This is a genomic window from Litorimonas sp. WD9-15, from assembly GCF_050271975.1.
Lineage (GTDB): Bacteria > Pseudomonadota > Alphaproteobacteria > Caulobacterales > Maricaulaceae > Litorimonas.
Map to the genome: position 1 here is coordinate 78,322 of NZ_CP189850.1, position 12,220 is coordinate 90,541.

11 protein-coding genes are annotated in these 12,220 nt (G+C 53.2%); 7 read left to right on the forward strand and 4 right to left on the reverse strand.

What is annotated here, in order from left to right:
- Positions 1 to 21: 21 nt before the first annotated feature.
- Entirely contained in the window at positions 22 to 753 is a 732-nt protein-coding gene (locus tag ACP9M6_RS00400; protein WP_427452446.1) for a DUF4349 domain-containing protein, read from the forward strand.
- Complete coding sequence (locus ACP9M6_RS00405; RefSeq protein ID WP_427452448.1) at positions 750 to 1,694, forward strand: calcium/sodium antiporter; 945 nt, start codon at positions 750 to 752, stop codon at positions 1,692 to 1,694. The genes ACP9M6_RS00400 and ACP9M6_RS00405 overlap by 4 nt, the downstream gene beginning before the upstream one ends.
- A 190-nt stretch (positions 1,695 to 1,884) precedes the next feature.
- Here ACP9M6_RS00405 and ACP9M6_RS00410 read toward each other — a convergent pair whose 3' ends face one another.
- The 3 genes from ACP9M6_RS00410 to dnaG all read right to left on the reverse strand — a co-directional run bounded on the left by ACP9M6_RS00410 (position 1,885) and on the right by dnaG (position 6,373).
- Positions 1,885 to 2,409 (reverse strand): hypothetical protein, encoded by a 525-nt coding sequence (locus ACP9M6_RS00410; RefSeq protein WP_427452450.1) that lies wholly within the window; start codon positions 2,407 to 2,409, stop codon positions 1,885 to 1,887.
- A gap of 10 nt (positions 2,410 to 2,419) precedes the next feature.
- Positions 2,420 to 4,438 (reverse strand): RNA polymerase sigma factor RpoD, encoded by a 2,019-nt coding sequence (rpoD, locus tag ACP9M6_RS00415; protein WP_427452452.1) that lies wholly within the window; start codon positions 4,436 to 4,438, stop codon positions 2,420 to 2,422.
- A 111-nt stretch (positions 4,439 to 4,549) separates the two neighbouring features.
- Positions 4,550 to 6,373, reverse strand: coding sequence for a DNA primase (gene dnaG, locus ACP9M6_RS00420; protein ID WP_427452454.1), 1,824 nt, complete (start codon positions 6,371 to 6,373; stop codon positions 4,550 to 4,552).
- A gap of 223 nt (positions 6,374 to 6,596) precedes the next feature.
- Here dnaG and ACP9M6_RS00425 point away from each other — a divergent pair, with 223 nt between their 5' ends.
- The 4 genes from ACP9M6_RS00425 to ACP9M6_RS00440 all read left to right on the forward strand — a co-directional run bounded on the left by ACP9M6_RS00425 (position 6,597) and on the right by ACP9M6_RS00440 (position 11,027).
- Positions 6,597 to 7,259 carry a potassium channel family protein gene (locus ACP9M6_RS00425; protein ID WP_427452456.1) on the forward strand — a complete coding sequence of 221 codons (663 nt, stop codon included), beginning with the start codon at positions 6,597 to 6,599 and terminating at the stop codon, positions 7,257 to 7,259.
- A 6-nt stretch (positions 7,260 to 7,265) separates the two neighbouring features.
- On the forward strand, positions 7,266 to 8,585 hold the full coding sequence (locus tag ACP9M6_RS00430) for a TrkH family potassium uptake protein (RefSeq protein ID WP_427452458.1): 1,320 nt from the start codon (positions 7,266 to 7,268) through the stop codon (positions 8,583 to 8,585).
- 304 nt (positions 8,586 to 8,889) lie between these two features.
- Positions 8,890 to 10,584, forward strand: coding sequence for a 30S ribosomal protein S1 (rpsA, locus tag ACP9M6_RS00435; RefSeq protein WP_427452460.1), 1,695 nt, complete (start codon positions 8,890 to 8,892; stop codon positions 10,582 to 10,584).
- Positions 10,585 to 10,736: 152 nt separating this feature from the next.
- Positions 10,737 to 11,027, forward strand: coding sequence for an integration host factor subunit beta (locus ACP9M6_RS00440; RefSeq protein ID WP_427452462.1), 291 nt, complete (start codon positions 10,737 to 10,739; stop codon positions 11,025 to 11,027).
- A 65-nt stretch (positions 11,028 to 11,092) separates the two neighbouring features.
- On the opposite strand, the gene ACP9M6_RS00445 is transcribed toward ACP9M6_RS00440, so the two are convergent.
- Complete coding sequence (locus tag ACP9M6_RS00445; protein ID WP_427452464.1) at positions 11,093 to 11,548, reverse strand: VOC family protein; 456 nt, start codon at positions 11,546 to 11,548, stop codon at positions 11,093 to 11,095.
- 155 nt (positions 11,549 to 11,703) lie between these two features.
- On the opposite strand from ACP9M6_RS00445, the gene mscL reads away from it, so the two are divergent.
- A complete protein-coding gene (gene mscL / locus ACP9M6_RS00450) occupies positions 11,704 to 12,120 on the forward strand; it encodes a large-conductance mechanosensitive channel protein MscL (RefSeq protein ID WP_427452466.1) in 417 nt (138 codons plus the stop codon).
- Positions 12,121 to 12,220 lie beyond the last annotated feature (100 nt).

Here is a 12,220-nt window from a genome sequence, read left to right on the forward strand (position 1 = left end):
GACGTTGCGTGGGAACCGCCTATGGAACGCAAGGAAGCGTCGGAAACCTCTGGCACATTTCTCGCCTATCGCTACGGCTACGGCCTCGAACTCCCCGTCGCCTCCGTCAAAGCGACCGCCGATAAACATATGCAAGTCTGTCAGGATGCGGGGCCAACCAAATGCCAAGTCATGGGCTCCAACGCGAACGCCTATTCGGAAGACGATGTTCGCGCGAACCTCTCTCTCCGCGCTGAACCGGAATGGCTCAAAACATTCGTCGCGGGTATGCAGAAAGACATTGAGACGGCGAAAGGCCGCCTCGCCTCTTCCAATACCTCCGTCGAAGACCTGACGCGGTCCATTCTCGATACGGATGCGCGGTTGAAAGCGCAGACGACCTTGCGAACGCGGCTTGAAGGCCTTCTGGAAACACGCGATGCCAAACTGCCCGACCTGCTCGCCCTCGAACGTGAACTCGCGCGGGTGCAGGCCGAGATTGAAAGCGCGACGGCGAACCTGAAAGCCCTGCGGGCGCGGGTCTCCATGTCCGTTGTCGACATCAGTTACAGCAGCCAGAGACAGGCCGTCACACGCGGAGCCTTCTCGCCCGTCGGTGATGCGTTGAAGGATTTCATGCGGACCTTATCGGAAGGTCTGTCCGGCGTAATCTATTTCGTCGCGGCCATATTACCGTGGTTACTACTCGTGATTATTCCGGGATTATTCCTCCTGCGCTGGTTCTGGCGCCGACGGAAAACATCTAAATCTTGAGCGTAGTCCTGATCCTTCTCGGTCTCGCCCTCCTCGTGGGCGGGGGTGAAATCCTTGTGCGCGGCTCCGTGGCACTGGCCACACGGCTGGGCATGTCCAAAGCCCTGATCGGGGTGACCCTCATCGGATTCGGCACATCCATGCCCGAATTCGTCGCGACTTTTGGCGCGGCGGCAAAGGGCTCGCCGGATATCGCCTTTGGTAACGTCCTCGGCAGCAATATTTCCAACATCCTGATGATATTAGGCGCGGCGACCTTGATTGCTCCAATTGCGACACGGATGCACGGATTAGCACGGGACGCGATATTCGTGAGTTTCGGGTCCATCGCCGCGCTGTATTGGATTTACACGGGCGGCATCCCGCAGGTCGGTGCTTTCGTCCTCATCGCCGCTTTCACGCTCTATATGTTCCTCACCATCCGTGCGGATATGGCGGATGCCATTGATGATAGCGAGATGGACGATGTCAAAGCCCCGCAATCCGTTCTGCTGTCACTCCTCTTCGCGGTGGGCGGGATTGTGCTGCTCATGGCAGGAGCGGAAAGTCTGATCCGCGGCGCGTCGTCCATCGCGAGGGGATTGGGCGTCAGCGAAGCCATTATCGGGATTACGATTGTGGGCATCGGAACCTCCCTCCCCGAAGCGACGGCCTCCATAATTGCCAGTCTGAAGAAAGAAAACGCCCTCGCCTTTGCCAATATTGTCGGCAGCAATATCTTTAACGGGCTTGGCATTTTGGGCGTAACCGCCGCCGTCTATCCCTTACGCTTTGGCGCGGGCGGGTTCTCCCTGATCGACGGTGTAGTCCTTTGTCTCGCGACCGCTGCCATGTTCGGCTTTGCCTTGACGCATAAGAAAATTATGCGCTGGGAGGGGGCGGTACTGCTGTTGGCCTATGCTGCCTATCTTGGGTGGTTGATATTGCGGGCAGTGGGGTAACCCAGATGAGAAACGCGCGCGGGCATTAAAGTCTCTCGTTTAAGAAGTAAGTGTATCGATTGCAGCACTTCACACCGAAAACCCGAGGGGGAAAAGCTATCTAAATCAATATCAGATTATGGCCGATTCGGTGCGACTTGATTTGCGTAATTTTTGATAGGCACCAGTCTCAGAGGTTTGGGTCAATCATCTAATCTAAAAGGCATTCGACAAACCAACATGGCCGCGTATTAACGGCATAAATATTTAAGGCCGCCGTCTGAACGACAGGTTCACTAAGATTTTCCACACTAACATTTAGACAAACGGCCAATCTTTTTTGCCCCAAAGGAAGTCTGATTTCTTTGCCATAGCGGCCAAGAGAGAAATGAGTATATTTTTTTGAATCGGCTTCTAACTCAATATCTTCAACGCCCAAGAGTTTTCCTGTGTCACACAGAGTTTCTTTGATCTTGAAGCTTGCAGATTGGCTCTTATTCCCTTCCGGCGTGCTTTTATCGCCGAACTTCAAGATAGCATTGTAACGATATGTTCCACGCCAGTTCGGCTCAAGCTTAAGTTGGAAAGCATCACCGACTTGAAAGAGTGGGAAAGTCTCGCTCGCATTCAAACCATCGCTGAATAAACGTCCAATTAAGCCCAAATTTTTAGCAGCCACATAAGTTGCTGCCAAAGTTAAAAAGGCCGCCAGAGTTACGGCGCCCTTTTTAAACATCTGGCGCGGTTTACTGATCCAAGAAACTCCGGAGCTTCCGGCTTCGGCTTGGATGTTTCAGCTTCCGTAGCGCTTTCGCTTCGATCTGGCGGATCCGTTCACGGGTGACCGAGAATTGCTGCCCGACTTCTTCCAGCGTGTGGTCCGTGTTCATTCCGATCCCGAAGCGCATTCGCAGGACGCGTTCTTCACGTGGGGTTAGCGATGCCAGCACGCGGGTTGTGGTTTCGCGTAGGTTAGATTGGATCGCCGCCTCAATCGGGAGGATGGCATTATTATCCTCGATGAAATCGCCGAGTTGGCTGTCTTCCTCGTCACCAATCGGGGTTTCGAGGGAGATCGGCTCTTTGGCGATTTTCATGACCTTGCGGACCTTCTCCAAGGGCATAGAGAGTTTTGCGGCCAGTTCTTCCGGTGTTGGCTCGCGGCCAATTTCGTGGAGGATTTGACGGCTGGTCCGGACGATCTTGTTAATCGTCTCAATCATGTGAACCGGAATCCGGATCGTCCGTGCCTGATCCGCGATAGAGCGTGTGATCGCCTGACGGATCCACCACGTCGCATAGGTCGAGAATTTGTAACCGCGGCGATATTCGAATTTATCGACGGCCTTCATCAGGCCGATATTGCCTTCCTGAATGAGATCGAGGAATTGCAGGCCGCGATTTGTATATTTCTTGGCGATGGAAATCACGAGGCGCAAGTTTGCTTCGACCATTTCCTTCTTGGCCTGACGCGCTTCTCGCTCGCCTTTTTGGACCTTTTGGACGATGCGGCGGAATTCATCGACGGGCACACCGGTTTCCTGCGCAAGCCCCCCGATTTCATTCCGGATTTTATGAATGGAGCGGTTTTCACGCTGTAGGAAACGGTCCCACGCCGTGGAGCGCCCTTCCATCTCTTCCGTCCAATTCGGGTTCAATTCAGAGCCCAAATAAGCCGTCAGGAAATCCTCACGCGGGACGCCGTTACCGTCGGCCAAACGCATGAGTTTGCCCTCAAGTGAGATGAAGCGCTTATTAATTGTATAGAGCTGGTCAATCAGGGCGTCGATCCGCGCGTTATTGAGCTGTAGCTCTTTAATCTCAGTAATGATCTGTTCCTGCACGGCGTCATATTCTTCGGCCTGCGGCTTGCGCAGTTTCTTGCCGGAGAGACGCGCGCGGATGAGCATTTGCTGGAGTTTTTGGAAGCGCACGAAATCCTGCGAAATCCGGTCGAGCCGTAGCATGATGTCGTCGCGCAGGGCGGCTTCCATGCCGGCCATGCTGAGATTTGTCTTATCTTCTTCCTCGTCCTCATCATCCTCAATGGGCTTTTCACCGGGCTTATAGGTCCGCTCCGGCATTTTGGTTTTGCGTTCTTCGGCAAGGGACTCAAGGTCACCTTCCTGTTTTTCCAATTCGCCTTTTTCGATCTTCTCGCGGCGAACAGCCAGCGCGGACCGGTCTTCCTGAATATTCCCGATAGAGCGGTTATACATCGTGTCCAGATCGATGATGTCGCGCAGGAGGATTTCGCCCTCCTCCAGCTCTTCGCGCCAAATCATGATGGCTTCGAATGTCAGGGCGCTTTCGCACAGGCCCTTAATCATTGTGTCGCGGCCGGCCTCAATCCGTTTGGCAATCGCGATCTCGCCCTCGCGGGAGAGCAGCTCGACGACGCCCATTTCGCGCAGATACATCCGCACGGGATCATCAGTGCGATCGAGTTCTTCCTTGGAATTGCCGCCCTTGACCGCCGTGGTGGAGGTCCGCGCGAGCGTCTTCGGCCCGAGCGTTTCCTCGTCCCGTTGATCATGAACGGAAATACCCATCTCGGAGAGTTGCGCGATGATGATCTCGATTTCGTCGGCGGTGATGCCGTCCATATCGAGATGTTTGTTGAGTTCATCCGTATGCAGGAGGCCAGATTTCTTGGCCTCCACAATCATGCGTTTGACATCGATATTGTCGAAGTCGAGACGTTTACGTTTCGTCGCCAACGCAGTCGTTGGAGTGGCTTTTTCAGCCGCGGCAGCTTTGGCCATATGTTTGATCACCCTTTATTCAGCCCCGCTTATGGTAAAGCAGGACTTAAAATATCGTTAGCCCCAGCGCCCATGCGTGATCCGCACATGACCGAGAGGGCCGTGAAATTCCTAGTCGCGCGCCTCTTTAGATGCGCGCATCGCACGGTGCAATCCGTCCGAGTTGTCACCCGTAATGGCATCGACCATCCGGGCGCGAGTGTCCGAGCTCTCCGCTTCCAACTGGGTGGTCCCTATAAGGGTGTCGGCCTGGGCGTTCCAGAGTGCCGCGCGAGTATCCAGTGTTGCGTCTGCGCCCCCCATCCCCGCCCTGATCAAGAGCCGTTGACGGGACAGCGCACGATAAGCCTGTTCCATTCCTGAGGACTGTATATGTGTAAAGAGATGAGTTTTTTCAACCGCTTTCGCCTGCCGCCACCAGTTGAGAACTGCTTTTTGTAGAGCAGACGCATCTGCACTCCCAAATTCCAGCTCAAAAAAGCGCTCATCCACGCGTTCCAGCAATTCGGGGAATTCGAGAATCGCCCCGATCAGCGTGGTTTCAACCCGCGTATTGGAGGCCAGTTTCTGTGCAGAAGCAATTTGCGTCGTCTTGCCAGCTTTCGTTTCCCCGTCAGATTTACGTTTATACTGATTGCCACGCTGGGCCTGCCAGCCATAATTTGCGTCAAACCGCGCTAGAAGCTCTGTTTTATAGAGCGCTTTAACATCGCCGTTCTCAATCTCGTCCAGCGCCTTGTAGAGCCGCGATTTCAGTCCGGCTTTGGCTTCCGGCGTGTTGAGCGGTTCCGCCTCGACCTCGCGCCGCCAGAGCATATCGACGAGCGGAATGGCGGCGTCGAGGACTTTCGCGATAGCAGGCGGTCCCGATGCACGGATGAGATCGTCGGGGTCCTGCCCCTCCGGTAACATGGCGAAACGCAGAGTCTGTCCGGGGCGCAGCAGGGGTAGCGCGCGTTCAATCGACCGGAACGCGGCACGAACGCCCGCTTTATCACCGTCAAAGCAGAGAATAGGTTCCGGTCCGACCCGCCAGAGCAGATCAAGCTGATCTTCCGTCAGGGCCGTGCCCATCGGCGCGACCGTATGACCGAACCCCGCACGGGCCAGTGCGATGACATCCATATAGCCTTCGGCGACAATCAGTCCCCGCGCCGTATTGGACGCGTCCGAGAAGGCCCGCCGCGCACGGTGATAATTATAGAGCAGCCGCCCTTTCTGGAAAATCGGCGTTTCGGGACTGTTCAGATATTTCGCCTTGGCATCCTTGGCCATGGCCCGCCCGCCAAAGGCGACGAGCCGCCCGCGCGTGTCGTGGATGGGAAACATGATGCGGTCGCGGAACCTGTCCCACGGGGCGCGGGAGCGGTCTTCCGGCTCGACCAGTAATCCGGCCTCAACCAATTGCGCGGGCGTCGCGCCCTGCGCGATCAGCTCATCCTTTAGCGCCGAGAAATTATCCGGCGCAAAACCCATGCCGAAAGCTTTGGCGGCCGTCTTGCTCATGCCTCTATTTGTGAGATAGTCCCGCGCCGCCGCGCCATCCGTGCGGTAGAGCGTCTTTTCGAAAAATTCCTGCGCGCGCTCCATCCATGAGATGGTTTCTTTATTCTTCGCCGCGCGCGCCTCCGCCTGCGGGTCAGCCTGCGGCATTTCCATCCCCGCCATTGTCGCGAGGGCTTCGACGGCTTCGGGAAAGGACAAACCCTCGACCTCCATCAGGAACGAAATCGCATCGCCATGTTTACCGCTGGAAAAACAGTGATAGAACCCCTTTTCGTCATTCACGAAAAAGCTCGGCGTCTTTTCATTCGTGAAGGGCGACAGCCCTGCAAATTCACGTCCTTGGCGTTTAAGTTTCACGTGGCGGCCGACAACGTCAGACGGCCGAACCCGCGCCTTCAACTCCTCCAAGAAATGTTCACCGAACTTCATGGGATGGACTTAGGCGGAAGTGGGCGTGATTGCGAGTCAAAGGGTGTTCGAATGTGGAGAGGTGCGACTAACGCTTAATGTCGCTTTAGGGGGCGAAGCGGATATCGGAGCCAGAAAATTTCGCACATCATTCGCACATCAATAGATAGACGGAGGAACACACACGAGCTAAACCTGTTTTTGTAGAAACATAACTTTCAGACAACTTTTAGATATAAAATCCATGGCTAACAAATGCAGAAATGTAGCTATCATTGGCCTCGGCACCTTCGGTGTCTCTGTAGCTAGAGAATTAACCCGCATGGGAGACAATGTCCTTGGTATTGACGATGACCCTGCTCGCGTGAGCATGATATGTGATGAGATAAAGTCATCTATTCAGGTTGATGCGACTGATGACAAAGCTCTTTCTCAATGTGCACTTGAGACTTATGATGCGGTCTTAGTTTCCATCGGCGAAAATACTGAGGCTAGTATTCTGGTTGCTATGAATGTGATGGAATTAGGATGCAGACAGGTTTGGGTTAAAGCGCAGACCCAGACTCAACAAAAAATCTTGAAGGCAATTGGTGTTCACTATGTTGTACTTCCCGAGCAGCGCTTCGGCACACATATCGCTCAGATAATCCATAATCCTCATCTGGAAGACTTTATGTCACTGGGCGACGGACAATACGTCGTCATGATGGAGGTGCTTTCTTCTTTAGCAGGTAAATCACTGGCGGAGTTTAAATTTGAAAAAGCCCACAATATTTCTTGCATGGGTGTTTACTCTGATGGCGTGTTTTCTAGTTCCGCTGAATTTAATGATGTTTTGAAGGAAAACGATAAGATCATTCTATTCGGCACGCGTAGCCAATTACGCAAATTCTCCGACGTAATGTAATCTGCAGTGAGACGATTTTTAGATTTACCAGCCCCCGCTCTGCTGGCGCTGCTGTACTTAAGTTGGATTACGGTCGGTGCCTTATTACTAATGTTACCCGTCGCATCCAATGACGGTATCACTTGGTCAGATGCGTTCTTTACCGCGACCTCAGCTGTAACTGTTACTGGCTTAGTTGTTGTAGACACCGGAACGGCATTCACAACATTTGGACAAGGTGTCCTTATGCTGTTGATACAGCTCGGAGGCATGGGCCTAATGACATTTGCGGTCTTGGTCCTCTCATCTTTAGGGATGCAAATTGGTCTAGCACAACGGCAATTCCTTCGGGAAGAAATGGGCCTGTCATCTCTAGGGGGATTACTCGACATTGTCCGGATTGTTTTCAAAGTCGTGTTAGTTTGTGAAGTAATCGGCATGGCCATAATGGCATTCGTTTTCGTGCCTGACTTTGGTTGGCGTGAAGGGTTATGGCAGGCTGCCTTTCATTCTATCTCGGCTTTTAATAACGCTGGATTCTCACTGTTCTCAAACAGCCTCATGGGCTATGTTGGCAATCCACTCATTATAATTACAATTTCCGTTCAGTTTATTGTCGCAGGTCTCGGCTTCGCAGTTCTGTCTGATATCTTGGTACATGGAAAATGGCAGAAATTCTCTCTGCACACACGTTTAATGTTAGTCGGAACACTCAGCTTAATCCTTATCTCCTGCTTTGGGTATGGAGTGTTGGAATGGAACAACCCTGAAACATTGGCTGGTTTGGCAACTTCAGGGGAGAGACTGAACGCAATATGGTTCGAGGCCGTTACCCCCCGAACGGCTGGTTTTAACTCAATGAATACGGCAGCCATGCAGGATAGCACAACACTCATGACGATGGTTCTGATGGTCATCGGCGGCGGTAGCACATCTACGGCGGGTGGCATTAAGGTCACAACCGCTGTGGTACTCCTGCTCGCAACGATAGCATTTTTTCGCAATTCTGGAAAAATGAGAGCATTCGGTTACAGTGTGGGATTACAGCAAGGCTTAAAAGTGATGGCGCTTTTGACAATCAGCCTTTTCGTCATTTTGGCGGGTTTATTTTTGATCGTTGCGACGCATGAAATAGATTTTTTGACAGCTGCATTTGAAGTAACCTCTGCTTTTGGAACAGTAGGATTGAGCCAGGGGGCGACCGGCGAGCTCAATGACTTTGGCAGGGCAATCATTTGCTTAATCATGTTTTTGGGCAGACTGGGCCCTCTGACCCTCGGGTTCTTTCTCGCATCGAAAACGACACCGAGAATACAATATCCTGAAGGCTCTATTTTCTTAGGTTAGTGTGAAAAGCCATGTGAATAGACGCACTACAAAAGGTGTTTCGAAAATTTGTCATTCTTGGCAATCTAATCCGCTCAGTTAACGTCCGCAATGAGGATCAGACGGCCCTTAATCCGCGTTTGAAAAACATGATCCCCGCTTGCATCCCCAACCCGCCTCCCCTATAGGCCGCGCGACTGCGCTGGATGGCACTCCACCTCCTGCCGCGTCATATTTCTTACGCCCGGATTGGCCGGGCTAGTCCATTAGCTCGCAATGAGGCGAATAATTGGCAGGACCTAATTGTTGGAGAACTCCCTTACACATGTCCGAAACTATGAACCCCACCACGGATGATTTTGCATCCATGTTTGAAGCCGCGATTGAGGCTTCCCCGATGCAAGAAGGCAAAGTCGTCTCCGGCCTTGTCACCGGTATCGAAAAAGACGTCGTCATTGTTGACGTCGGTCTGAAAACCGAAGGCCGTATCGACGCCCGTGAGTTCTTCACACCCGGCGAAGACACAATGCCAAAAGTCGGCGACAGCGTCGATATCTACCTTGAGCGTATTGAAAACGCCCTCGGCCAAGCCGTTCTCTCGCGCGACAAAGCGCGCCGCGAAGAAGCCTGGGTCAAGATGCACAAATTCTTCGAAAAAGAAGAGCCTGTGAACGGCGAAATCGTCGGTCGCGTCAAAGGTGGCTTTACGGTCGACCTCGGCGGCATCAATGCTTTCCTTCCGGGTTCGCAAGTTGATATCCGTCCGGTCCGCGATATTGGCCCGCTCATGGGTCAGACACAGCCTTTCATGATCCTGAAAATGGACCGCTCGCGTGGCAACATCGTTGTCTCCCGTCGCGCCATCCTCGAAGAGTCGCGTGCGGAACAACGTGCGGAACTCGTCGGTCAGCTTAAAGAGGGCGAAACACGTGACGGCGTTGTCAAGAACATCACCGATTACGGTGCCTTCGTTGACCTCGGCGGTATTGACGGCCTCCTTCATGTCACAGACATGTCCTGGCGTCGCGTCAGCCACCCGAGCCAAGTCCTCAATGTGGGCGACACGGTTCAGGTCAAAATCATCCGCATCAACCCTGAAACACAACGCATCAGCCTCGGCATGAAGCAGCTTCAGGAAGATCCGTGGAATGCAGCCGCCGCGAAATACACGCCCGGCACACGTCACACAGGTACGGTCACGAATATCGCCGATTACGGTGCATTTATCGAGCTGGAAGAAGGCGTTGAAGGCCTCGTCCATGTCTCTGAAATGTCCTGGACAAAGAAAAACGTCCATCCCGGCAAAATCGTCTCCACATCGCAGCAAATCGAAGTCGAAGTGCTCGATGTCGACCAGGAGAAGCGTCGCATCTCCCTCGGTATCAAGCAGGTTCAAAGCAACCCTTGGGACGATTTCTCCGACCGCTTCCCGCTCGGCAGCACGGTCACAGGCGAAGTTCGCTCTATCACGGAGTTTGGTCTGTTCATCGGACTGGACGGCGAGATCGACGGCATGGCGCATTTGTCCGACCTGTCTTGGGACAAGTCCGGCGAAGAAGCCCTCAAGGATTATAATAAAGGCGACACAGTTGAAGCCAAAATCCTCGAAGTCGACATTGAGAAAGAGCGTATTTCGCTCGGCATCAAGCAACTCACCAAAGACGAAGCCCCTGCCGGTGCAGCCGGTGCCAATCGCGGTGCGACTGTTACCTGTACAGTTGTCAACGTACAGCAAGCCGGTCTGGACGTCACATTCGGCGAAGAGAATGATGTCAAAGCCTTCATCCGTAAAGGCGATCTGTCCCGTGAACGGTCCGAGCAGCGTCCGGAACGCTTTGCCGTCGGTGACAAGGTTGACGCCATGATTACTCGCGCCAACCGCGCCCGTAATGATTATCAGCTGTCCATCAAGGCGCTGGAAATCGCGGAAGAGAAGGAAGCCGTCGAACAGTATGGTTCCGCCGATTCCGGCGCGTCCCTCGGCGACATCCTCGGTGCTGCCCTCAAAGGTGACAACTAGGCTTTAAACTCTTCGGTCAGTGCGGTGAACGCATTGACCGGAGAAAATTAAGCCAGCATTAACCATAAAAGTCCCTGTAACAGGGGCTTTTTTTATGCCCGAATGTCGGATTTCGATTGACCTGTTAGGGCCGTCCCTGATTTATAAGGGCCATGCTAAGATCAGAACTCATCGACACCCTCCACGAAGAAAATCCGCATTTGACGCGTCGGGATATGGAACGTTTGGTGGCGGTCGTGCTGGAAACAGTCACACAAACACTTGAAGCTGGTGCGCGCGTGGAGCTCCGTGGCTTTGGCGCATTTTCCGTGCGCCGCCGGGATGCCCGCGCCGGACGCAACCCGCGCACAGGCGAAAGTGTCGCCGTGCCGGAAAAACATGTGCCGTTCTTCCGCACGGGTAAGGAACTCCGTCAACGGATTGACGACGCGTCTAAGAAATAATTTTTTAGCTGAAAGCTAAGGCTTTCGGTCCTCGGACAATCAATTCGAAGAATTGAATATCTAAATCACCATTCTCCGGTATTCTCCATTGACGCCCAAGGTTCTTGCGGGGCGAGATTGTCGCCTGCCTGCAATAACTCGACAGATGCGCCGTCCGGACTGCGGATGAACGCCATATGGCCGTCACGGGGCGGGCGGAGAATTGTGATGCCCTGGGATTGGAGATGCGCGCAGGTCGCGTAAATATCATCGACACGGTAAGCCAAATGCCCAAAATTACGCCCACCCGTAAGCTCTTCCGCCGTGCCGTCCTCTGCGGGCCAATTGTAAGTCAATTCAACCAAGGGAGCTTTATCCGCTTTCGCCCGCTCCACATCATCGGGTGCCGCGAGAAAGACCAGCGTAAACCGTCCCTTCTTGGCTTCATAGCGTCGGGTCTCGACCAGCCCCAATCCGTCACAGTAAAAGGCGAGCGCTGCCTCAAGATCTGAGACGCGAAGCATTGTATGAAGATATTGCATGGGCGGGACCTTTCTGATGTGTGGAACCTGATTGATACAAGATGAACAGCATTCATAGACAAAATTAAGTATGTTGACCCATGCCCCCTCTACATGCGAATTACGCGCGCAGTAGCCGGAATAGGGTCCGGCTTTAACTTTCAAGGGGAAATCCAATGGGAATGATTTCAGAATTTAAAGAATTTGCGATGAAGGGTAACCTCGTCGATATGGCCGTCGGCTTCGTGATGGGTTCGGCTTTTGCAACAGTCGTCACATCGTTCATCGGTGACGTCTTCATGCCGGCCATCAGCCCAATCATGGGCGGCGTCGATATGGCAAATATGAAATATGTCATGACCGAAGCTGTCGTAGCGGCTGACGGAACGATCACAACGCCGGAAACAGCTATCAGTTACGGCCTCTTTATTAATGCACTCATCAGTTTCATCATTGTGGCCTTCGTCATGTTCATGATCATCAAAGGTATGAACAAGACGAAAAAGGCTGAAGAAGAAGCGCCAGCCGCTCCGCCAGCTAACGAAGTTCTGCTTGCAGAAATTCGTGATCTGATGGCGAAGCAAGTCAACTAGCTCAAACGGCCGTTAGCTGCAGCCAAAAATTTGAAACATCAAACCCGTCTGACGGCGGGTTTTTTCGTGTCTGCAGACAGCTACTTGCGTCTTCAGCCTT